The sequence below is a fragment of the Virgisporangium aliadipatigenens genome, assembly GCF_016863615.1.
Lineage (GTDB): Bacteria > Actinomycetota > Actinomycetes > Mycobacteriales > Micromonosporaceae > Virgisporangium > Virgisporangium aliadipatigenens.
Genome location: NZ_BOPF01000035.1, coordinates 1 through 24,836 on the forward strand (window position 1 = coordinate 1; position 24,836 = coordinate 24,836).

4 protein-coding genes and 1 CRISPR repeat array are annotated in these 24,836 nt (G+C 72.5%); all 4 genes read right to left on the reverse strand.

The genetic code is table 11. The features are described from left to right. Positions 1 to 60 precede the first annotated feature (60 nt). Positions 61 to 2,099: direct repeats of the CRISPR family, unit length 28 nt; unit sequence GGACCACCCCCGCATGCGCGGGGAGCGC. 728 nt (positions 2,100 to 2,827) lie between these two features. After that, positions 2,828 to 3,922 carry a hypothetical protein gene (locus Val02_RS35945; RefSeq protein ID WP_203903770.1) on the reverse strand — a complete coding sequence of 365 codons (1,095 nt, stop codon included), beginning with the start codon at positions 3,920 to 3,922 and terminating at the stop codon, positions 2,828 to 2,830. Next, positions 3,909 to 4,448, reverse strand: a complete 540-nt coding sequence (locus tag Val02_RS35950) for a SigE family RNA polymerase sigma factor (protein WP_203903771.1) — start codon at positions 4,446 to 4,448, stop codon at positions 3,909 to 3,911. The genes Val02_RS35945 and Val02_RS35950 overlap by 14 nt, the downstream gene beginning before the upstream one ends. A 173-nt stretch (positions 4,449 to 4,621) precedes the next feature. After that, the gene (locus Val02_RS35955) at positions 4,622 to 5,641 is read right to left on the reverse strand and encodes a hypothetical protein (protein ID WP_203903772.1); all 1,020 of its coding nucleotides are present in this window, start codon (positions 5,639 to 5,641) and stop codon (positions 4,622 to 4,624) included. Between the two features lie 30 nt (positions 5,642 to 5,671). Further along, positions 5,672 to 24,829 carry a type VII secretion system-associated protein gene (locus tag Val02_RS35960; protein ID WP_203903773.1) on the reverse strand — a complete coding sequence of 6,386 codons (19,158 nt, stop codon included), beginning with the start codon at positions 24,827 to 24,829 and terminating at the stop codon, positions 5,672 to 5,674. Between the last annotated feature and the right edge of the window lie 7 nt (positions 24,830 to 24,836).

A 24,836-nucleotide genomic window follows, 5' to 3' on the forward strand; every position in this document is an offset into this window, starting at 1 on the left:
GACCACCCCCGCATGCGCGGGGAGCGCGGCCTCGCGCCGGACGAGCGCTTCCTGGAACGCGGACCATCCCCGCATGCGCGGGGAGCGCCCGGTGGCGACGATCTCGTAGGCCGCCGACTTCGGACCACCCCCGCATGCGCGGGGAGCGCGTCTTCACCTTGAACGGGGTGCTGGAGGACTTGGGACCACCCCCGCATGCGCGGGGAGCGCCGCCAGCACCGGCCACGCCTCGCTGCCGACGACGGACCACCCCCGCATGCGCGGGGAGCGCCACGGCGTCCTCCTAGATGACCCGGATCGTGAGGGACCACCCCCGCATGCGCGGGGAGCACCCGTTCGCGAGCGCGCCCAGCGCCGTCTCGTTCGGACCACCCCCGCATGCGCGGGGAGCACGCGTACGTCCACAGCGACGAGCGGGCGTCGTGCGGACCACCCCCGCATGCGCGGGGAGCACATCCACCGGCAACACCGAACAACGAATTGATGAGGACCACCCCCGCATGCGCGGGGAGCACGCTGACGACTATCGGACCGCTGTGCCGACTGGGGGACCACCCCCGCATGCGCGGGGAGCACAACGCGAACTGGCCGCCGGACTACGCAAGGCGGGGAGCACCCCCGCATGCGCGGGGAGCACGTGCCCGGCACCCTCGACGGCGTCGCGGTCGCCGGACCACCCCCGCATGCGCGGGGAGCACATCCGCATGACGCTCCTGGACAACAGCGCCACGGGACCACCCCCGCATGCGCGGGGAGCACGTGGGGGGGGGTGCTGTCACTGACGGCCTGGGGACCACCCCCGCATGCGCCGGGAGCGCCTGCTCCGTCACTGCGTCGACGGCTTCGGCGACGGACCACCCCCGCATGCGCGGGGAGCGCCTTTGGTGGCGCTACTGGACCCCGGCCCCCGCGGACCACCCCCGCATGCGCGGGGAGCGCACGGCGTTTCAGGCGGACGGCCCGTGGTCGGTGGGACCACCCCCGCATGCGCGGGGAGCGCTCCCCCGTCGGTCGCCTGCTCGCCACCGCCAGCGGGACCACCCCCGCATGCGCGGGGAGCGCCCGGTCGCTGATCAGGGCATTTGTTACAACTACGGACCACCCCCGCATGCGCGGGGAGCGCGGGCCGGACGAGGATCCGAGCCTCGGTGTCGAGGGACCACCCCCGCATGCGCGGGGAGCGCCGTGTGCGGCCTGGCTGGGTTGGGCGTAGTGGAGGACCACCCCCGCATGCGCGGGGAGCGCCTGGGGCAGTGGGCGGCCGCCGAGGGCGCGATCGGACCACCCCCGCATGCGCGGGGAGCGCTCGGTCAGGCGCTGCTCCGCCTCATTGGTCCACGGACCACCCCCGCATGCGCGCGGAGCGCACGATCCCGAACGGAGCCGTCGTCGTCGGCGGCGGACCACCCCCGCATGCGCGGGGAGCGCCACAAGATGCAGGCCAAGGCGCAGGCGCAGGTGGGACCACCCCCGCATGCGCGGGGAGCGCAGGGTCGCCGCCTGGCCGAGAGCCGCGAGCGCCGGACCACCCCCGCATGCGCGGGGAGCGCATTGCCTCGCCGGTGATGGCCATGGTGGATCCCGGATCACCCCCGCATGCGCGGGGAGCGCACGGGGTGCTTGCCCATCATGCGGGGATCACAGGGACCACCCCCGCATGCGCGGGGAGCGCGGCCGCGCCAGGCGGTACTTGCGGCCCCGCCCTGGACCACCCCCGCATGCGCGGGGAGCGCGATGCGACGGGCCTTGTCCATAGTGGACTGTCCGGACCACCCCCGCATGCGCGGGGAGCGCGCCCACACCGAGGCCCTGGAGGCTCACCGGGCCGGACCACCCCCGCATGCGCGGGGAGCGCGACAGGGTCAGCGCCGGGTGCCCGGACGGCAGGGGACCACCCCCGCATGCGCGGGGAGCGCAGGGGCAGCGTTGCCTGCCCGAGGTCGAGCGGAGGACCACCCCCGCATGCGCGGGGAGCGCCCGCTGAGCCAGGACGCGCGGGCGAGGGTCTCGGGACCACCCCCGCATGCGCGGGGAGCGCGTGGGGCGCTCGATCCGGGTACCCACCGCGCAGGGACCACCCCCGCATGCGCGGGGAGCGCACTTCTTGACCTGCAGTGTCGTAGATCAACATCCGCATTTCTGATCGGATGCTGTCTTCGGTCCCGGAGCTTACCCGTCGACGGTCGCCTCGCGGCCCCAGCATTTCCGCGCTAATGCTGCATTCGATGCCCGACGCCTCCAGGGTGAGGGCCCGACTTGGTTGGGCACAAGCGAGTGTTGGGCCCCCGTTTACCCCCCGAAAACCCCTGGCGATAGCTAACAATCAGTGACAATCGATGGCTATCGACGGACCGCGTTCGTGCAGCTCACTGCTAACTTGTGACGACCGTTGGCGAGGTCGAAACGGCCACTTTTGGTAACAAGGGGTCGTCGGTTCAAATCCGGCCGTCCCGACAAGCGGAGGGTTTTCGCAGGTCACAAGCCTGTGGAGGCCCTCTTTTCGGGTCTGCGCAGTTTGTCGAGGTCGAGCACGCCGCTCGCGTCGACGAGTTGGCGCTCACGGTGCGCTGGGAGCCGTCCGGCGCGGATGCCGCCGACGTCTACACCCAGGTCGGCGCTCTTGGCGCGCCCGCCGCGGGCACATACGGCATCACCTGCACGACCGGCGACGCGCCGGGCACGGCGTTCGCGGTGACGCGTGCCCCGGGTGCCGGCGTGTCGCTCGCCGCCCTGGTCGGGAAAGTGTCGCGGTGGTGCTCGGGGCGGCGATCCTGGTCGTCGCGTTGCTGCGCCGGCCCGCCTGTCAGGCGGGCCGGCGGTCGTTGAGTTAGTTCGGGATCGCCGCGTCGGCGTTGAACCAGGTGTAGGTATCGGTCACGGTGCCCAATCGGAGGCCCTCGAGGATCTTCGTCAGGGCGGATCGGTATGCCGTCAGGTCGGTGCTCACCTCGATGGTCGCCTTTCCGTCCGGGGTCAGGATGCTGCACGTGAGCCCGTCCTCGGAGCAGGTGGGCGACGTCCCGTTGGTATGCGTGGGAGGATTCGGCGCGGGAAGGACCGCCAGCCCGATCGCCTGGTGGCTGAGTGGATTGCCGCCACTCTGTCCCCACGGTTCGATGAGTCGGCCGGTCGGCATCGACCGGCCGAAAGTGATGCCACCGTATTCTCCCTGGTACTCGATGGTGGTGCTGGACACCCCTGGCGTGGCCGCGAGGGGCTGCGAAAAGACCATGAGCGGTGTGAAGCCGTCGGGGAGATAGCTCATCGTGAACGGCACCCGCGCCGGGCTGGCCGCGCCGAGCCGGAAGCCTTCGGCGACCGCCGTCAGGTCCTCTGTCGTCGGCGTTTCCGGTGACCCTTTTCGTACCTCGATCACGGCCCAGGCGTTCGCCACGTACTCCCACGCCAACGTCCGCTCCGTCCGCTTGGCACGGCTTCCGGAGACGGTCATTTCGGCCCCGTCGACAGCGTCGATGTCGTAGACACCCGGTCGATACGCGGTCAGGTATGCGTTGACGACAGGTCCTCCGTAACCGAATGTTTTGATCACCTTCGCGGTCTGGTAGAGCGGCGTGACGACGGTCGGGTTCCGCACCGTCAGCCGACCGGCCGGGTAGCCCTCGAACGTGAAGACGAAGTCGTGGTGCTTCTCGCGCTCCGACGATGCCGAGGGCACCGGCTCGGCCACCTCGGCCTGCCGGGAGGCGATCACGTTCGGTCCGGTGGCCGGCCAGAGCTTCCAGCCGGGCGAGCCGGCGACGCCGATCAGCCCGAGCAGCGTCACGACGCTCATCACGCCCGCGGACCAGCGGATCCGCCGGTTTCGTTGGTGCCGCTGGGCGGCGGCGACGATGTCCTCGACGCTGCGGCGCAGCGGCGGCGCTTCGGACGTGGCCGCCTCGACGACGTCAGACACCCGCATCGGTCCACGCTCCTCTGCCGCTCAGTTCCCCGGATTCCAGGCGTTCGTCGCCCAGTAGCCGTCGTAGGGCCTTCAGTCCGTGATACGTCTGGCTCTTGATGTTGCCTTCCGAGCAACCGAGCACCTCGGCCGTCTCCTGGACGTTCAGCCCCTGGTAGTACCGCAGGACGAGGACCGCCCGTTGCCGCGTCGGTACGGCGAGTAGGGCCGCGCGCATGCGTAACCGTTCGTCCGTCACGTCGGCCTGGTCCAGCTGGATCGGGTCGGGCAGCGTGTCCGAGGCCGACCGTTCGCGACGCCACCAGGGGCGGCGGGTCTCGTCGATGGCGGCGCGGAACACCATGGTCTGCACGTACAGGTCGGGCCTTTCCAGCCGGTTGAAGCGGGGGTACAGCTTCACCAGAGCGTTGGAGACCGCGTCTTCGGCCGTGTGCCAATCGCCGCAGGCGAGGAACGCGAGCACCCGCAGCGAGGACATCCGCGCCGCAACGAAGGCGCGGAAATTGTCCTGATTATCGGATTTCACGACCGGCGGCTCCCTTCGACGCGGGTACAACGGGTCCCGGCGCGCTGCGGGTTGTACGGGCCTACTGACTTTTTTCCGACTCGGGCGGCGTGCTCGCTCGCGACCGTGGGCGGCCGCGACGCGTGGGCGGCTTCGGGGCGGCTGGCGCGGCTCCGGGCCGGTGCGCCGGCCGACTATACGGCGACGGGTCGGAACAGTTCGACCAACGCCCGGTGGCGGGACACTGCGTCGACGGCGATCGGCAGGCGGTCGCGGCCCTCGATGTGTCGCAGGAGGCCGGGTTCGGGACTCAGGCCGTGATGTTCCAGGTAGTAGGTCACGGTGTCGGTCCAGATCCACGCGCCGTCGGTGCGGAAGTTCTGCGGAACGACCCGACCCCGCCCGCGCTCGAGCACGTCGGTCTCGTGCGCCGTGGTGGCCAGGAGCAGGTCTCCCGCCCGTAGCCGGTCGAGGATCCCGACCTTCCGTGGACCGGCCGGCAGCACCGGGTGATCGGCGGCGAACCCGGGGCCCCGCTCCGGATCCACGACATCGAAGTCGCGCGCGATGGTGACCGGCGACGGCGGCGTGGCGGCCCACAGCAGAGCCGACCGGCTGCGCGCGGACGACCGGTAGGGGGACGGGTGGGTGTCGGGCCGGAAGACCTCCACCTGCGGGTGGTTGATCCCGGCACACCGTAGGGCTTCCTGCACCGTGCCGGTGATCGCGGGCAGCGCGTCACCCGGGGCGTCGGTCGAGACCAGGAAGACCGGGACGACGAACGGGTTCAGGTCGTCCGGTGCACGCCAGGCCCGCCACAGCGCCACGGCACCCGCGATGCGCGACGTCGCCGCCACGGCCGCCGCGTCTCCTCCGTCGAGGTGTCCGGTGCTGCTGAGGTCGAGGACCACCGGCGTGCGGATGCCGGGCTGCGGGACCGCCGGCGCGAACGTCCAGCCCCGCTCGGTCGTCGTGGTGCGTCCGGTCGGGTTGGCCGGGTGCGCGCCGGAGCCGGCGATCAGCCGTCGTTCCGCGTCGGTGGGGGTGAACCACCCCTGCCGTACCGCCGCCGCCGCGATCTGCGCCGCGGGCCGCGGTCTCCCGAGGGCGAGCAGGTCGCGCGCCTCGGTGAGCAGTTCGTCCGGGATCCGGCCGCCGAGGCGCAGCAGCAGGTGGTGCAGTTGCGCCGGGCGAGCGGTCGCGGCGTCGGTCATGACTCCTCCAGTCCGGTCGGCGTGAGCCGTTCAACCGGCTATCTCCATCGCCAGGAACGCGTTTCGCACGAGATCTCCACCGAGCCGCGCGACCGCGGGACTCCCTGGGTTGACCAGGAGATCGACGCCGTCCGGCAGCGCGGTCACCAGGTCGGTGAGGTCCGCCCGCCGCCAGCGGGCCGCACCGGAGTCCAGCCGTCGATGGCCGCTCGTCGCGAGCACGATGCAGGACCGGCCGTCCGGCGCCGGCCGCAGGAGCGGGCGCCCCCGGGCGTCCGTCGCGAGGTCGAACGGGCCCTCCCGGAGGGCAAGGAGCAGGCATTCGGGGCCGACGCGGCCGTCCGCCGCCATGCGGATCACGGCGTCCAGCGGATCGGTCGGGGCAAATGCGTTCGTGGCCAGGTAATCGGGATTGGCGACAAAGCGTCCGATGCTTCCGCCGGAATCCACGGGCCATCGGCCGACGACGGCGCGGAGTGGGACGGCACCGTCCCGATCGGCCGACACCGCCGGATCGACGACCAGGACGGCGCCCTGCCGCGGCGCGGCCACGGCGCGGGTGCGCGCGGGCGGGACATCGCCGCCGGTTCCCGTCGGCGATGTCCAGATGGAGTACTCGGGTGACTCGTGAGCCGTGGCGGGCCGGCGGAGGTATGCCGTCCGGAGTTCGACGATCGTGCGGTAGGCATCCTCGCTGTCCGAGACGAGCGAACGCCGCACCGATCCGATCTCGGCTGCCACGCCGGCCAGTCGCCGGAGGTCCCGTTCGGCCTCCTCGGCCTTGTCCGTCGCCGCGGCCAGGAGCCGCTTGGCGTCCGACAGCCGCCGTCGCGCCTGTTCTTCGAGTCGGGTTGCCGCGCGGACCAGGTCGGTGTCGCCGAGGAACAACTCGATCGACCGCGTCTCGCCGGCCAGCGCGGCCGTGTGCGACTCCGGATTCCACGGTGTGCCCTGGCGTCGGGCGGTGCGCTGCCGCGCGAGTTGCGCGGCTTGGTCCAGCTCGGCGGCGTGCCGTCGCAGCGTGGTGGTGTATCCGTTCATCGTCGCCGCGTCCGCGAGGTACTCGTCGCCGTGCGGCGGGGCGCCCGCGGCGATCTCCGTGATGACCTCGGCGATCTCGTCGACGAGCGTCACCACCTCGCCGACCGGTGCGTCGACGTCGTCCCGAAGGCGGGTCAGCAGCGCAGGAAATTTGTGGTGGGACAGGTGGCGGAGGCTGGTCACCGGAGCTTCCAGCCGGGCCAGGGCCTGCCGTCCCGGCGCCGCGTCGGGCAGCCGCCCCAGGTGCGAGCCGAGTGCCAGACCTGCCCCGAGGAACTCCTCTGCGGTGCGCTCCGCGGCCTTCAGCGACGCGGCGAGGCCCGCCGCCCTGCGGCCGAGTGCCCGGGCGGCTTCCCGCAGGGCTGCGGCGTCGGCGGCGGGCGTTTCGGTCCGCGGCACGTCCGATGTGTCGTGGAGCCGCGCGGCGAGGTCGGCCAGACGTTCCCGGAGCGCGGCGTGGGCCATGGCCAGCGACTGGATCTCCCGCTCGGCCTCGGTGAGCCGCTGGTGCAGGACGGCCAGTGCGACACCTGTGGGCAGTTCCTCGTCCGAGCGGACGAGCGCGTAGTCGCCGCTGCCGTGCTGCTCCAGGCCACGCGAGCGCACCCGGAACGACGCGCCCGCGAGCAGGGTCGTCTCGAACTCGTCGTACTCCGCCAGGCCGGACACGTCGCGTCCGGAGTAGCCCTTGCTGTGCAGCTCGTCCAGCCTCCGGTGGGTCGTCAGGGTGTTGGCGTGATTGTTCACGAACTCCAGGCCGATCGAGCGTTCGCGGCTCGTCGAGGTGAGCGTCGGGAAGGTGATGCGCTCTCCGCCGACGGCCCGCAACGGGAGGCCGGCGCTCCCGACCGGTCCGAAGCCCCACGTTCCGCGGTAGACGGTCACCGCCGCCGTCGGCGGAAGGATCTGCAGAGTGTCGGTCACCATGTCGAGATGCATTTTCATCTCGACGGCCAGCCGGGGTAACAGCGCTTCCGCGCGGGCGCGCAGTCTCGCGTGGAGGGCCCTGAGTGCCGTCGGATCCTTTTTTCCGACGTCCCGCATCGCGTCGAGCAGTTGCCTGCACTCTCCGTCCGCCTCGATGGGTGGCAGCGGATGCAGCTTCGGTTGCCGGGATGTGCCGAGCCACTTCTGGAGCTGGGCGTCGACGTACTTCAGGACGTGGTGGCGCAGGGCCGCCGGGCCGGTCAACGTCGAGGCGAGGTTCGTCGGCCACATCGCGTTGACAAGGACGTACGAATTGCTCAGGAAGACCTGCATGGCCAGAAGATGTGCGTCGGTGAGTTGTGATCCGATCACCCGCGCGTTCAGGTTGTTCTCCCGTAGCCACCGGCGCATGTTGGCCAGCGCCGCGGGCCCGTCACTCAGCCATCGGGGATCCTGGATCAGTTCCTCGGCAGCGCTGTCGGACTCCGCGAACGCCTTGAGCAGTTCACGCTGCAGGCGGGCCATCGTCCGAGCTGCCGGGGTGACGGCCAGGAGACCGGCCGACGAGGTCGACGTGGCCTTCTCCGCGTAAGCGGCCTCATGGGGCAGCATCCGCGAGGCGCTGCTGGCGTCGCGGAGCAGTTGCAGCGGGAGGCCGAGCGTGGTGAGTGCCCGGTACATGTCCTCGGCGGCGGTGAACGTGGAAACCGCGATGGGCGAGCCGACGATTTCCGCGCCACGGAGAATCTCGAAGAGGGAGTGTTCGTCGGTGTGCAGGTTCCACGCGATGAGCGCGAGCAGAAAGTCCTCACGGGAGACGTCCGGGACCCGCAGCCAGTCGAACGCCATGAGCAGGCGGGCGGTCGTGCCGGAGATCCCGGAATTGGTGGGCATCCCGGCGGATTCCTGCGCCCGGCGCCAGAGCCCGTTGCGCATGGTGAACCGCGCGTGGCCGCTGCGCCAGGTCAGCTCGGTGCCGTCGGCGAGGTCGCCGGCGATTCCGGGATTGCTGGCCCGTTGGAACGCCTCCTCCCGGGCACTCAGCGGTACGCCGACCCGTCGCATGCCGCCCGGGGTCGACCGGTTTCCCGGCAGTTCGGCGCCCGGCGTCGACCTGGTCCGGTTCTGTCGACTGGCCATGACGGCAGCGAGGTCGGTCCACGGCCGCGCGGAGCCGGCGACCAGATTGCCGATGCTGAAGACGTCGGTGTAGTCGTCCCGCCCGACGAGGGTTGTCGATGCGTTGGCGACGGTTCTCGCCCGGCTGTGAAACTGTGCGGCCCGGGCCTTGAGCGCGTCGACATCGAGGCCCAGTGCGGCCGCCCGATCCCAGTCGCCCGTGCGGAAGATGTCGTGGACGACGGATTTGAGCGTCGGCCCGTCCGCCCGGCGGTTGTAGAACGCCGCGTTGTAGATCGCGGTCAGGATCTCCCGCGGGTTGCCCTGCCGCAGGAGGTCGCGGATCTGCGCGTCGTCGACGGCGGTGCCGACCTGGCCGGCACTGGTCGGATCGTCCATGACGAACGAGCGCAGGGCCCGTTCGTCGCCGCCGGCCTCGAGCACCTCGAGCAGCCGCTGCGCGGTGGCGCGGAGGGCGCGCGAGACCCCCGGCCGGGCGAAGATCAGCCGGGGAAGGTCCGTCGATTCGAACCGTTCGGCGTGGACGGTGTACTCGGCGGTGTCCACGATCGGCCGGCGGCCGTACGGGCGTTCCGGGCTCCAGAAGGGCAGGGCGTTCTCGCGCAGCCGCTGCGGAGCCGTGGTACCGGGTAGGTGCGACTGGCGGACCGGCCGCGGGCGGGGCCTCGTGCGTGCCGCGAGCTGACGCGGGGTCGACCTGGTGATCTGCGCGGCGCGGTCGGTGGTGAGGCCGGATGCGGCGTCGAACCGACTGCGGGTGGCCCGCGCGGTGTCCCACTGTTCGGCCCCGGATTCCGGTGCCGGGCGGGGAACGCCTGTGCTCCGGTCGATTCCGGCGATGTAGACGTCGCCGTCGGGTGTGGCCCAGACCGTTCCCTCGTGGGCGCCGGTGACGGTGAGGCCGGGGAAGTGTGTGGCGAGTTCGGCGATGAACTGCGGGCCGAGGTCGCAGTTGACGAGGTCGATGTCGCGCGGATTCGCCGCCCAGTGCGGGTCGCTCTTGATGAGGCCCGCGATCTCCGCGGGGGAACGGCCGGCGAGCACCCCTCGGCCGCCGTGGCCGTAGACGCGGAAGGTGGGTCCGGGGCCGTTGCGGGTGTGCGCCGCCACGAGTTCGCGATGGGCCGCGTCATCGGTGGCGAGCAGCGACAGCCCGGCACCGTCGGGCAGGTGGACAGCGGGTGGTGGCGCAGTGGTGCCGATGGGGACGGTGAGACTGTCCACAGTGGAACGCCACAACTGCCCGATCCGATGCCGGACGGAGGAGCGGTACGTGGTGAGTGCTTCGGTGGCGTTGCGCAGCGCGGTGGCGAACCGTTCGGGATCCGCGGCCACGTCGGGTGTGACGCGCAGCGTGGTACCGCCGCGATGCCGGCCGACGGCCGCGTGGACCGCATCGTCGGCGGGCAGCGTGAGAGTGCTCCGCTCGGCGGCGTTCTGCGTCACGGTCAGCGTGAACGCTCCCCGCGGCGTGGCGACGTGCAGCGTGGCGCCGTTGTCGCGGACGTCGTACCACGTGGTGTCGCCCGGACGGGCCGCGTGCAGATGATCGACGGCGGCCCAGAGACGTTCCCGGGAAGGATGCCCGGCACGCGAAACCCGGACGGCCGCGGCGACGGCGAGGACCTCGGCGTCGGCGTCGTCCGGTGGTCGGAGCGGAACCTGCCGCAGCTGCTCCACCTCCGCGATCGCGGTGTCGCCGAGGTGGTGGGTGCGGCGCAGCTCGCGGCGGACGGCCGCCCAACGGCCCGCACTGTCCGGCTGCTCGGCGCGCAGCCCGAGATCGTCCAGCACGATCGCCAGTTCGTGGCGCAGCGCGACGACGTCGAGGTCGGTGCGGGCCGTGGCCCGCGGGTCGCGCGCGGTCGCCAGGTCGTCGAGGATCTCCCGTAGGTGGGCCACCTCGCCGCGGTCCAGGTGAGTCAGCCGAAGGCCGGTCGACGGCCGGCCGGGCGTCCGGGAGAGCACGGGCCCGTGGTGATGGAGGAGGTCACCGGCCCGGTGCCGGAGCCTTCGTTCCAGATGGTGGGCACGATATGCCTTGCGGGTCAACGTGTCGACGGTCCAGGAGTAGACGCGCCGGTGTGCCCCGCGCCAGGGGCGGGTCTGTACCGGCACGATCGCGCGGTGCGCGGTGTCGGCGAGGGTCGTGAACGCGTCCACGGCCGCCACGAAGCCGCCGTTGTCCAGCGGCAACCCGGCGACCTCGGCGCGGGCGGCCCGGTCGCGGGCGACCTGCGCGTAGACCGGTTCGTTGGTCCGCAGGAGGGTCTCGCCCACGGCGGTACCGACCTGAACGGCGACGCCGGCACCCAGCACGATCGGGATGAGCGGGCCCGTGGCGAGCCAGCCGACCCCGGCGGCGATCCCGTAGCCGATGCTCTGCCCGACGAGTCCGGGCACGTGCTTGAAGAGAAGCTGATGGATCCACGGCACCACGGCCGGCCGGTACGCCGTCGTGCCGTCGTCGAGAGTCGTCCGGGCCCGCCTGTTGACGGCGTTCTGGTCCACGGCGAGTGCCGCGCGTTCGGACAGCTTGCGCAGCCACGGATGCCTGACGGTGCTCGCCGCCCGGTCGCGCTCGGCCGGCGCCCGCGTGGGATCGATGAGCGCGTCCATCAGTTCGATCGCCTGGTCGACCTGGCGCAGGGCGTCGAACGCGGCGACGGCCACCGAGTCGGCGAGCGCGACCGCTCGCTCCGGGTTCCCTCCGGCGCCGTACCCCAATCCGCGCGGGACGGACGCCACGAGCATCGCTTTCGCCAGATCCCAGCCGTTGCCCGTCCATGCGGCCACGGTGAACATGGGCAGTTGCATCCCGAAGTGTTGGAACGCCTCCCGCGCCGCGTTGTGCCAGATCCGTGCGCGACCCTGCGGGACACCCCGATCGACCGGGTCGTACGTGATGCGCGGACGGTCTTTCGGCGCGACGACGGCCTCGCGGACGCGCCGGAGGTAGTCGCGCCGCCGGTTCAGCTCCCGCAGCCGGTTGCCCACCTCGGCGCGCATGCCCCGGCGCATCGCCTCCAGGCGGTCCTTCGCCAGCCGCAGCTTCGCCACGTCGGCTTCGGGAAGGCCGGCGCCGGTGGCGCGCAGGCGGTCCTGCAGTTCGAAGCCGAAGTAGTGCAGCGCCTCGACGTAGGCGTTGCGCCGGTGGTCCGGCGAAGCCGCGTAGTAATGCCCGAACCGTCCCTTGGCAACGTCCTCCGCCCGGTCGGCCAGGTAGTCGGTCGCGGCGAACAGCGCGACGCTCTGGGCGGCGCCCGAGGCGAGCACGGTCGATCCGAGCGCCCAGTTGCCGGTTGCCGGGCCGGCGATCAACAGGCCGTAGATCGCGCTGAGGGCGCCGGCCGGCATCTGCTTGACCAGCGCCGTCGACGGACCGCCGCGGGCCGGCTTCCGGTAGCGGGCGACCGGTTCCGCGGCCTCGCGGTCGGCCAGCACGGGTCCCGACGCCCCGGCGCTGTTCAGAGCGGCGGCGGCCGTGTCCGCCACCCCTTGGGTCACGGCGAAGACGGTGGTGTTGGCGGCACTGTTGCCGATGATCGTGGGTGACCGCCCGACGACGGTACCGCTCGCCGCCGCCAACGCGGCGGACGGAAGGGCACCGCCGAGCCGCCGGATGACGTGTATTAGCGGCGGTGCCTTGCCGCTGAGTTCCGGTGCCACGTAGGCGCCGTCGACCCGGCCACGCAGTCCCTGAAGGTCGGTGCGGCGCTCCGGACTCAGGTTCCGCTGCTGCGCCGCGAGGTGGTCGCGGGCGCGGCGTTCGATGCGATCGAGCGGGGCGCGGATGATCCGTTCGGCGTAGCGGCCGGTGGTGTGCGCGCGGACGGCCCGTGCGACGGCGGACCCGGACCGTTTGTCGGGGCTCGGACGCAACCCGAGTTCGGCCCGTGCCCGCCGACGCACCGCGAAGTGCTGGCGGCGGACCGCCTCGTGCTCGGCGACGAGCCCGACGGCGATCAGGTCCACCTCGGACGCGTCGGGATGTGATTGCCGCCAGGCCCGCCGGGCGAGGTGTCCCGCGAGTTCGGTGGCGATCGCCGCATCGCTGGCGTCGGAACGCACCCACAGCCGGCCGTCCCGCGACACGACCGCGTCGTCGCGGGAGTGGACCAGGCCGCGCCACTCGTCGACCGAAAGAACCCGCACCGGCAGGGCACGGATCGCCGCGGGGGTCACCGGGCCGTCGGTTCCGGCGGCCACCCGCAGGGTGACCGACCCGCCGTCGCGGGTGATCCCGAAGGCGCCGACCAGGTGCGGGGAGTGTGCGAGGAGGGAACGCCCGGCCCGGTCGAGCGCCTCCACCACCTGTTCGGTGCCGGCCTCCGTGCGGGTGTCCCACAGGCGGCGCAACACCTGCTCGGCCGTGCCCCCGCGGAGCACCCCGGCGGCGGCCATCCGTCGCAGCACCGTTTCCGCCCGGCGGGCGCCGCCGGTGCGGTCGCGAAACGCGCCGAGGCCCCGCAGCTCGTCGAGAACCCGGTCCTCCGCCGGCCCGCGCTCGTCCTCCGGCGCGGCGGCCAGCTCGGTCAACCGGTCGGCGAGGGAGCGGATCCGGCCGCGGTCGGCCGGGCTCAGACCGCGCAACCACCGTGGCCGGGAGCCCGGGGTCAGCCGGTCGGTCCGGGCACCCCGCACCAGCGCGCGGATCCGGGTGGCCGTCGCCGCCTCATGGGCGAGCTGGGTGCCGAAGCGCACGAGCTGCCGCGTGGTCTCCTCGACGGTGAGCCCGGGCGGGAGGGTGAGAACCGCGGGGCGTCTCCGGCCGGTCACGACGTCGTGCGCGGAGTCGGGTGCGAGCGCCAGGTGCGGGGCGTCGGCGTGCGGATCGATCACGACCCGTAGGCGTGAGTCGTGCCGGCCGTGGGTCACCGTGACCGTGTCGGTCGAACTGTCCACCATGGACAATCGTGTCCTGCCGCCGGATCGGGCGGCGGCAGTCACGGCGTCGTGGAGCGACGCGGCGGCGGCCGGCCCCGGCTCGGCCGTCTCGGGCTCGGCGGTCTCCGGTCCGTGGGTTTCCGGTCCGGGTTGTTCCGGCTCGGGCGTTTCGGGTGCGGGCGCTTCCGGCGCTGTCGGCCCGGCGCCGCCGTTGTCCGATGTGGACGGTCCGGGATCGCCGCTCGCCGCCCGGGAAGCGGTGCCGGTGAGCAGGAACCGGATCCGCTGCGGATGACGCGGTGCGCGGGCGTGTGCCGCGCCGCCGGCGCCGGAGTCCGTCGCGTCGCGTCCGGCGGCCTGGCCGTCGAGGAAGTACACGCCGTCGGCGCGGCGCACGACGTTGAAGACGTGCGAGTGGGACTCCGCGGTGGCGTCGACGACGAGGATGCCCCGGGCTCCGACCGGTTGCGCCGCCATCCGTGCCGTCACGACGTCGTAGCCCGACACGTCCTCGATCGGATGGTCGGCGTACCGCGACAGGTCGGAGACGTTCAGGGTGGTGGCGTCGGAGGCGCGGTGCCCGGTGCCCTCCGCGAGCGACAGGTCCGTGGCGATCGACGCGATGACGCAGTTCGTGTCGAAACCGAGCGGGTTCACCTCGGCAAGCCACGGGTAGTCGCGCCGGAGCACCTCGTCGGGCAGGCGCGGGCCGAGCGCCGGCCAACTCGGATCCGCCAGGCCGGCGACGTCGGGATTCAGCACGCGGTCGGCCACCCCGAACGACCGCAGCGCAGCGTTGCGGTCCGTGAGAGGCTCGGTCAGCGCCTTCTTCTTTTTCTTCCGCCCGGTGCGTGCCGGCACCGCCGTCGCCGCGAACGCCCGGTGGTAGTCGCGCAGCGCCACGCCCAGCGGGTTGTCCACCGGCGTCGGCGGCGGCACGTCGGGCACGGGGGTGCCGCCCCGTTCGGGCACGCGCCGGACGGACGAGGTCAGGGCGGCATCCCCGTGAACGTTGTTCAGCGGCGCGGGGCCGCTGGTGTAGCGGCCGCCGTTGCCACGCCAGCGGTACTGGTTGCGGTCGTTGCGGCCCTCGCTGCGTGAGTAGACGAGCAGGTCGACCGTCCACTCCTCGTTCACGACGAACGCGAACGTGACGCCCTGGTCGCCGCCGCGCAGGTGTGCGTGGCGGGCCGCGTTGAGGGCGAGCGTCTTTTCGCGTACGCCGACGCCGCCCTCGGCGAGCCGGCGCAGGACGTCGAGTTCCGCGGCGTCGAAGCCCTGTTGCGACTCCTGGCCGGCGTAGCGGACCACGCCGCTGTAGTGCCATGTGGACGGGTCGGCCGGGTCGAGCGCGACGCGACGGTTGGCGGTCTCGGCCCGGCCGCGGGCCTCGGCGGCCCGGCGTTCGGCAACGACGGCGTCCCAGACGGCGCGCGCCTGCCGCGTCAGGTCGTCGTCGGCAACGATGTCGAGAGCCGCCGCCCAGCGGGCGATGTCGCGTTCCGGGTCGCGGTCAATCCCCGGGTTTTCCGCCAGGAAAGCGCGGAGGGTGTACTCGCCCGCGTGATGCGGGTGTTCGGCGATCGACGCGGCGATGTCGTCGTGGGTGCGCATGAGTTGGAGCAGTTCGGGGGAGTCCGCCAGCACGCCGGCGAGCGTCGTACCGGATGCGTCCCGCAGGTGTTCGAAGAGGCGGGGGACGCGGTTGAGCCAGGCGCCCTCGCCGTCGCCGACCGGGTCCCGCGGCGCCGGCATGTCCACTGTGGACGCGGTCGCGGGTTCCGGGTCGGCGGTTTCGGGCTGCGGGCCCTGATCGGCCGGCTCGGGTCGCTCGGGTGGCGGCGACGGGGCGTCCGGGGCGGGCGCTGCGGGCCGGGGATGGACCGGTAGGGAGACGCCCACCGGCGCGCGGTGTGCCTGCGCCAGCGGTTCGCCCCCGACACTGTCGCGCGCGAGGGCGTCGAGCCGGTCGAGCGCCGGTTCGTCGTCGAGCACCTGCTGCCACTCGGTCCCGGTGAACCCCGTCGGCCCGGCGGCGAGCGCGGCGACCAGAGCGGGTCGCTGTTCCAACCGGCGCAGGCTCCGCGCGGTGAGCGTCTCGGCGAGGTTCTGGTCGTGGATGAGTGCCTGCCACGGGGACCTGTGGTCGAGTCCGTCCTTCCCCGGCCGGTATTCCCGCGCCGTGTCGATCAGCGTCCGGTCGCGCCGCAACGCCTGCACGAGCCACGGCCGGTCCGGCAGCGACTTCACGAGGTGCTCGTTGGACGCGAGCGCCTCGGCCGTCCCCGGCAACGTGACGAGGCGCCGCAGGTCGGCGCTGCGCTGGAGTTCCCACACGATGGCGACGTGCTTCTTGAGCAGCGCTCGTACCGGCTTGCGGGTGAGCAGCGGCGCCATGTCGGGCTGCTCCGCGACGGCGTGCACGATCTCGGGGCGGAGCAGCAGGAACGCGAGCACGCCGTCGTTGGCGAAGAGGGCTTCGTGCACCGTGGGATCGCGCCGTTCGATCAGGTCGAGCAGCGAGTCGGCCCGCAGGAGTTCGTGCACGTGCCGCGCATCGGGGAGCAGGCCGCGCCGGGAGCAGAGACCCTCCAGCAGCACGGGACGCGACGCCAGTTCGTGGAGCGTCTCCTGGGGGCTCGCCGTGAGCGCGTCCAACACCGGCCGGCTCGACACGACGACCCGACGCACGTGCGGTGGCGCGTACATGAGATGGAAGGTCAGGTCCGCGTGTACCCGGAGTGTCCTGCGCAGGTGCTCGTCGTCCACGATGGCCGTGGCGAGCACCGCGTCGCGCACCATGAGCTGGCCGACCAGCCGCCTCTGCTGCACGTCCAGGTACAGCACATCGATCGCGAACGCGCGCGCGAGCCCGTCGTTCTCCAGGAGCGCCGCACGCAGGTCATGGTCGTCGGCAAGCAGTTGCCGGGTCGCGGACCGGTCGGCCACCATCGCGTGCAGCCGCGGGTCGGTGGCGAGCGCCGCGACGAATCGCGCGTCCTCCAACAGGATCCGCATGGCCCGCTCGGCGACGGCGAGTTCCCGCAGGAGCGGACTGTCGCGCAGGAGAGTCGCCACGGCCGGGTTGCGCACGACGGTGACCGCGAGCGACAGGCTCCCCGCGACCGCCGCTCGCACGTCGGTTTCGTCGGCGAGCAGCGCGTGCGGCTCACCCGACGTTTCGCTGCCGTCGGCGATGGCCCGGGCGGCGGCGAGATCGGCAGCGGTGACGGACTGCCCGTCGGGCGTCATGCGCACCGGGAAGGTGTCCGACAGGTGACCGTCGCTGGCGAGCACCGCGTCCAGGCGGGGATCGGTCAGGACCGTGGTGGGATCCCGCAGCTCGAGGAACGGCGCGATCACGTCCGCGGCCAGCACCTTTCGGGCGAGCTTCGCGGTGTCACCACCCGCGGCGAGCATCGTGTCCAATGTGGACATCAGCGTCGGGTCGTTCAGGAGCGCCGCCCAGTGCCGCGGTCCGACGTCGGCGAGCCCGGGCAGGTCGCCGAGCACGGCGAGGAGATGCGGGTGGTTCACCACGTCGAGCGTCGACGCGCCGATCGCACCGTTGGCCTGCGGGTTGTGCGCGGTCAGCGCGACCAGGTCGGGTGAGTCGAAGTACCGTTCCAGCCGCTCGGTGTCGAACGCGTCCAGCAGCCAGGTGACCTCGTCCGCCGCAAAGATCTTCGCGTAGTCCGCGTTTTCGCCGGCGCGGGAGACCATCGCGGGATCGGTGCGGTACCGGTCCGCCTGGCGCAGGCGGAACACCGTCGTCTCCACGAGGGTCAGGCTTGTGCGCAGCGATCGCGCGAACGTCGCGAATTGCTCGGGGTACCTTTCCTGGAAATATCTCAGCGACGCCGCCGGCCCGACCGGAGTCTTCATCGCCGACGCGAGCAACGGCGAGTTGATCATCGCGCGCAACACGTCGGTACCCAACGTGGGTAACGGCGGCACGATAATGCCGTACGCCAACGACCGCAGCAGCCGGTGGTACTCGTGCGGCATCAGGCCGAGCGGCGCGGAGAGCGCCTCCTGCACGGACCTCACCCCGAACAGCAATAGGCTCGGGTCCTGCGGGCCGCGGGGCGTGCGCACCGTGCGATTCTCCGACAGCACCGGGCCGAGACCGGGGTTCAGTGCGAGAGCCCGCTGCACCGCGTTCCCCTGTGCCGACGTGACCGTGGCGGTCGTCCACGCGGGGGCGGTCTCCCCCTCGAACACCCCCGCCAGTTCCTTCGTGGGAACGTCGTCGTAGGCGCTCGGGTTCGCCGACAGCCGGTGCGCGACGGCCGGGTTCGCGATGGCCGCGCGCAGCGCGTTGCGCCCCGTGCCGGTGACGAGGCGTTGCACGAGCTTCGGCGCGTCGGCAAGCACATCCGCCAGTTCGGGCGCGGTGGCAAGCAGTCGCAACGGCTCGCGGTCGACCCGCAGTGCCACGTCGAGCACCTTGGGGGCGGCGAGGGCGGGGAGGGCGGACTGATACCGGTCGAGGTCCCGCAGCAGCGCCGGGTCGCGCACGATCCGGCCCCACTTCGTGTCGTCCAGGTTCATCTGCGATCCCCGGTGGTACACCAGCACGCCGAGGCCGGTGTGTTGGCGCAGCCGCACCGCGATCGAGTGTCGGTCCTCGGCGCGGCGCAGGAACTCGCGGAAACCGGGCTGGCCGGCGGCGATGAATCCCCAGACACACCCGGCCAACGCGTGGAACACCTCCGCATCGCCGCCGAGGTCGGCGTACAGCCGCGGGTATTGCTGCAACAGTGTGACGTCCGACGAGCCGGGCAGCGTGACGTAGGACTCCAGCACGGGATCGGCGAGCATGGCGTCGAGCGCCGAGGGATCGGCTCGCAACGCCAGGTGCACCGCCGGAGAGTTGAGGACCCTTTGCCATCCGACCTGTGTCAGTTGCGCGACGCGCGTGGGATCGTGCCGCAGGAGGAGAACGATCGCCGGCGAGGCGACTGCCTCCACGGCGACCACCGGGTTGTCGGTCAGCGCGCGGGTGACCTCCTTGGCGAGGACAGGAGGGCCGCTGTTGCCCTCCTCCACGAAGTACGTGGTGTACGCGGCCGTCGGCCACGTGTCGGTCCAGCCGCCGTCGCGGTGTGCCTGGGTGCGCAGAAAAGTGGCCAACCGGCGGCGGAACTGCGCGTTGTCGGGCACCTGACGGTAGCCGCGCACCCTGGCGACGGCCTCCTCGATCTGCACATCGGTCGGGCCGGTGCCCGACGGATACGGCTGCGTCGACGCCGTGGCGGTGCGCGGCATCCCGGGGGAGCCGACCGGGGGGTCCAGCAGCGCGGCCGCCAGCGGGTGTCCGGTGTGGACGGTGTGCGAGGCAACCGGTCCGGTGTGGTCCACCTGTGCGAGGGTGTCGTCCGGTCGGAACGGCAACGCGATCGGCCGCCGCAGGTCTTCAGGCAGGTCCATGGCTTCGACCAGGGCGTCGAAGGGAGTCAGGTCGTCGGAGTCGGCCAGGTCGGCGGAGTCGGCGAGGTCGGTGAGGTCGGCGAGATCGAATGAGGTGAAAGTCCCCGGCGCGAAGCCGTCCCAGGTGGCCGTCGACGCCTCGAGTTCGACCATCGTGAACGTGCCGTCGTGCTGCCGTTCGACGATGACGAGGTGGGGTCGGGCGCCGGCGGGATCGATCCGCACGACAGTGTGCGCACCCTGGCGGAGTTCCCGCAGGACGTCGAGACCGGCGGGACGGAACCTGCCGCCGAGGCGGCGACCCACATCGTCGATCGGGCGGCTGCCGTCGGTGTCCGATGTGGACACCACGCGGTAGCCGCCCAACACCGAGGCGACCCGGATCGCGCACTCCGGCCCACCGGTCCACGGCGGAAGAGCGCGCACCGCGGCGGCGAGCCTGCCGGAGACCGGTACGGGCGCACCCGCCGGGTCCCACGTCGCCGCGGCCACCGTCGGAGCGGACAGGAGTCTCGTTGCGACGTCGGTGGACAGCCGGCGGCCCTGGGCCAGCCACTCGATCGTGACCTCGTCCGTCATCGGGTCGGACCGGGAGACGCCGACGATGAAGCGTTCTGTGCCCGGCCGCCGCACGATCGTCATGGAGCCGGGTGCGGCAGCCAGCCCACGCGTCACGTCCTCGGCCGACACGACGGCGCCGAAGTGCGCTTCCGGCTCGTCCGACCGGTTGAAGAACGCCTGGTACCGCTCCTCCCAGGAGATGTCCTGCGACTGATTCACCAGTCCCGCGAACGACGGACCCACGAATTCGCTCGTCGTCATCACCCGCCCGTCGGGGTCGAGGAACAGCATCCGGGTGCCGAGGTCGTTCAGCAGCGCCATGCGCCGCGTGTCGGCCACGGCCGGCTGGTCGAACAGCCCCGGCTCGGTGGTGTCCACCCAGCGCGGCACCACGACCCCGGAGCGGTCGTCGGCCAACAGCCACGCCGCGGCACCGGTGCGCGGATCGTGCACGAGCACCATCGCTCCGGGGCGGCGGCGCAACGCCTGCCACAGGTCGGCGCGCGGCACGCCGTCCGTGGACCGCCACGCCGTGTGCAGCGCCTGCGGCACGACATCCACACGCACGTCGGGGTTCTGCTCGAACGTCGTCGCCGGCGGCACGGCCACGTCCGGGTGTGCGGCGACGAACGCCCCGAGGGTCCGCGCGGCGAGTTCGGCCGGGCCGGCCGGCAGCGGCGATTCGACGGTCCGGATCCATCCGGCGAGCCGCTCGGCGACGTGCCGGTTCCGCTGCCGCGGCGAGCTTCTCCTCTCCTCGGCGACCAGCAGTGCGGAACGCTGCTCCTCGCACTCGACCACGAACCCGCCGCCGTCATGCTGGACCGACCGCACCGCCTTGAACCGTCTACCGGCGGGGACCACGGCCTGCCGTCCGGTGCCGAGGGTCGGCCGTGCGGCGAGGACGAGTCGCACGTTTTCCGGACCCGGCGAGGCGAACGCGTCGAGCGTGCGCACCGTCGGCATACCGACGAACGGTGCCGGCAGTTCCAGGTGGCCCTGACGATCGATCGCGTCGAACACACTCTTCGGCAGCACCGTCGTGAGCTTCACGCCGCTGACCGGTATCAGGCTCGCCGCAAACGGTGTCACGACCGCGACCACGGCCGATGCGGTCTCCTTGAGTTCGCGGTCCGGGTGGTACATCGCGGCGAGAACCTCGGTGCTGCCGCGTTTCAGGTAGGTCGTCCAGACCGCCGGCCCCCGGTCGAGGGCCTCCGTGCCGGACAGCCCGCCCGGTCCGTAGAACGTCGCCGCGAGCGCCAGCGTCTCGGCCGTACGGTCCGGCGGTACGGCACCGACGGCGGCCGGCTGACCGGGCTGCAGCCCCAACGCACGCGCGGTCGTGCCGGCGTGGCGCCTGACGTCCTCGACGGTGTGGTTCGGCGAACGCAGCATCGTCGTCACGAACGCGTGCAGCGCGGCCCGTCGCGGTGCGGGGCCGACGTACTCGCTGACGAACACGTTCGCCTGGTTGCGCACCCGGTTGGGGTCGGGTGTGCCGCTGCCGAACGATGACGGCTCCGGTAGAACCCGGATGTTCAGGGTGCGGCCGATCAGGCGTGCCGTGTTGGCGAGCCAGAACTGTGCGTCGCGGGCGACGACCGGTCGTACCCGCGCCGACATGTAGCGGCCGGAGCGGTCGCTGATCCACCACGCATCGGTGACGTGGTCGAACCGGAGCTCGCCGGAGACACGCGCGGGACGCACCACGGTGTTGCCCCGTTCGTCGAAACCGACCGCGATCGTCGGGTGTCCCGTGAGGCCCAGCAACTCGCGGAACCGCTCGCGCGTGATTCCGGTCTTGGCGTGCATCCGCGTGAAGAGCTCGTCGCGTTCGGCGTCGGTCAACGTCTGCCCCGGCACGTCCGGCGCGAGGTGTACGACGCCGTCGGGGTCGACCGAGAAGTTCCAGCGCACGTCTTTGGCGTTGGCCAGCGCGGCAACCACCCCGGGATCGTCGAGCCGCCGCCAGGCAGGGCTGAGGCGCACCGCACCGTCGGGGTGCCGTTCCTGGGGCGGGATGTGACTCGGGCCCGCGATCTCCCCGTACATCGCGGTGAGCACGTCGGCGGCGCTGACGGTGGTCGGCGGTGGGGTTCCGTCGAGTGTCGAGGTGGCGGTCGCGGCGTCCGTGAAGCTCAGGCGGATCCCGTCGTCCCAGGTGACGCCCTGCAGGCGGAACCGGTGCCAGAGCGGGACGACGACATGCGGGCCGACCGCGACGGCCCGCTCCAGGTTCACTACGACGGTCACGCCGTCCGTGGGCGACGTGTGGTGCCCGTCGTGCACCACGAGCGGCGCGGGGAAGCCGATCCCGTCGTCGTCCCCGCGCAGCCCGGTCAGCTGCTCCGGCGTGAGCGTCAGTTTCAGCTGGGCCCGCACCGGCGGCAGGTCGTCGCGTCCGGTCAGCCGGCCGGTGACGAAGCGCGCCGTCTCCGACGCCCCCGGTTCGCCGGCCAGCACGTCGCCGACGAAGCGGGACGGATCGACCTGCGTGTAGCTTTCCCACAGCGCGTTCGGGGCGGTCGGGGCGACACTGTCCGGCGGGCCGTCCGGCCGGCGTTCGTCGAGATAGCGGCGCACCGTCCGGGTGTCGATCGGCATGCTCGCGGCCGGAGGCGCCGTGGCGGTGTGCACCGAGGCGAGGGTGCCGTCGTCCCGGTACGCCAGACGGACGGCGCCGAGCCGTATGCCGTCCGGCATCGGTGCGTCGCCGCGCAGCGCGTCGAGCCCGAACCCGCGGAACGTGCCGCCCGGCGGCGCGGTGACGGCCCCCGTCCCGGACGCCCGCACCTGGGTCTCCGCGTACACGAACGCGTCCGCGGCGACGCGTTCGACCACGACCACGTGCGGGCGTCGGTCCGGTTCCTCCAGACGGACGGCGGTGGAGTGGCCGACGGGCAGCGCGGCCAACGCGCTCCTGTCGGCGCGGCCGAACCTGCCGCCCAACCGGCCCTCGAGCAGATCCTCCGGGCGCGCCAGATCGTCGCGGGCGGTGACGGGAGCTCCGAACGGCGCGAGCACCTGCTCCACGCGTTCGAGGCAGTCGTCGGCGCCGGTCCATGGCGGCAGCGCCGCGAACGCGGTGTGCAGATGGACGGACGGGATGCCCGGACGCACGCCGCTGTCCCGCGAACTCCCCGGGTTCAGGCCGGCACGGCGGCCCAGGGGCGGGTCGACGACGGCCTCGGCGGTGGAGATCGGCGCCTCCCGGTGTCGGCCCTTCGACCGCGCGCCGTCGGATCGAGGCGATGGTTCGCCCGGGTCCGACGTGGATTCGTCGACCGCCGGAACGGTGTCGTCCACCGCCGCCTGGGTGTTCTCCACCGGGGACGCGGCACTCACCGGGGTGGAGCGGCCTGCCGGCATCCGGCCGCTGTGCCCATCATCCACAGTGGATGGTCGTGTGCCGGATCCGCTCGGCGGTGCGGCGAGGTCGGCGGGCGCGGTGCGAGTGACGGCGGCCGGCCCGTCCACATTGGAGGGTGCTGCGGTGGGCGTGACGGCGGGCATCACCGGCCCGTCCACGGTCGAGGACGCCGGGGCGGACTCGGCGGCGGGCGTCACCGGCCTGTCCACAATGGAGGCTGCAGCGACCGTCGCGGCCGAGCCCGCCGCAGGCTGTGTGGCGGACGGAGGCGTCGGGGCGGACGCCCGGGCGGCGGGTGGCGGCGCCGACGAGCCGACCGGTGTCTGTACCGGCGGGGCGGGCGACGGCGCGGTCCGTCCACCGCTGGACGGCGGCTGCCCGGTCTGTGCGCCGCTGGTCGGCGTGTTCCCGGCGTTCGGTGCGCCGGGCGTCGCTGGCCCGGCGGCCACACCGTCGGATGGCGTGCCCCCGCCACCGTGCACATCGCCCGAGGAAGCCTGTGCCGGGAACGACGCCCCGGGCAGCGGCGAGAACGGCGCGCCGCCCCGCGCCGACCCGTCGTTCGACGGTGCCGGCCCGACAGCTGCCGACGGCGGCCCGTCCGGGGACGGTGACCTGTCCGGCCCGGACCCGCCACCCGGTCCGGGCGGCTCGGGAGGCGCCTCCGGCGCCGACGGCGCGTCGTACGCCGGCGGCGGTTCGTACGGGGCCGGCGGCGGATCGACGGAGTCCGGCGGGAACCCGTGGGGACCGTCGATGTACGGCGGTGGCTCCGCCGTTGCCTGGTCGTATGCCGGCGGCGGTCCGTCGGGGTCGACCGGCCCCGGTGACGACGAGCCGTTCGGTGCGGCGCCACCGCCGGCGGAGCCGGCCTTGTCCGGCGGAACGCCCGAGGCGCCGGAGGGAAACGTCGGGGTGTCCGGGCTGCCCGCGCGACCGTGCGGTGGATCTTCGAGCGCGGCCAGTTGGGCGTTCTCGTACTCGTCCGCGTAGTGCTGCGCGATGCCGCCGACCAGCGCGGAGGTGAAGGTGGCGCCGGGATTGAAGCCGGCGCCGAGCATCGCCGAGAAGAGCCCTTCGAACAGCGTTTCGGCGAGCGCGGATCCGACCTCGCGATTGGCCCAGTTGCCCATGAACTTCGGGAACAGCTTGCCGCCGACGACGGCGACGCCGCTGACCCCGAGTCCGATGAAAAGCCCGCCGGCGAACGACAGTGCGATCTCGCCCATGTCGAGCGTCTTGCGATTGCCCTCGGCGATCTGTATCCCCTGCGCGGCGGCGCTTTGCCATGCTTCCTCGAGGCCCTCCTGGAGGGTCTCGTAGGCGATGGTTTCCAGGCTGTTCAGCCGCCGGAACTTGAACGCCTGGACGAGCCCGCGAACCACCTCCTGGCCCGCCTTGATGAGACCGGGAACGGCGGCTGCGCCGAACCCGCTCGCCAGCGACATGGCGATCTGCCAGACCTGGGTGAAGGCGGCGATGACGATGCCGTACTGGGTGGATTCGGAGTCGGTCGCGAAGTCCGAGGCGGCGAGACCGTACACGACGGCGGTACGGGCGGCCTTGGGCGCGCCCGAGGCGAACTGACCCTGGACGCCGAAGAACGCTTCGGCGGCGGGTCCCTGAAGGCTGTCGTGCAGGCCGAATCCGATGGTGCCCGTGGTGTGGGCCGCACCCAGCAACTTGGCCGCGAAGGTGTTGAGTTCGCCGGCCATCTCCCGTAACTCGGTGGGATTGGCCTCCGGGAACTCCTCACCGACGCCGTAGAGGATGAGGGTGTAGACCCACTGCCACTCGGGGTCGTTGGGGATGTGGAAGTCGGGCATACCGGGA

Coding starts and splice junctions, on each gene's coding strand:
- Val02_RS35960 (WP_203903773.1), bottom strand. CDS start 24,829: ATGCCCGACTTCCACATCCCCAACGACCCCGAGTGGCAGTGGGTCTAC.
- Val02_RS35955 (WP_203903772.1), bottom strand. CDS start 5,641: ATGACCGACGCCGCGACCGCTCGCCCGGCGCAACTGCACCACCTGCTG.
- Val02_RS35945 (WP_203903770.1), bottom strand. CDS start 3,922: ATGCGGGTGTCTGACGTCGTCGAGGCGGCCACGTCCGAAGCGCCGCCG.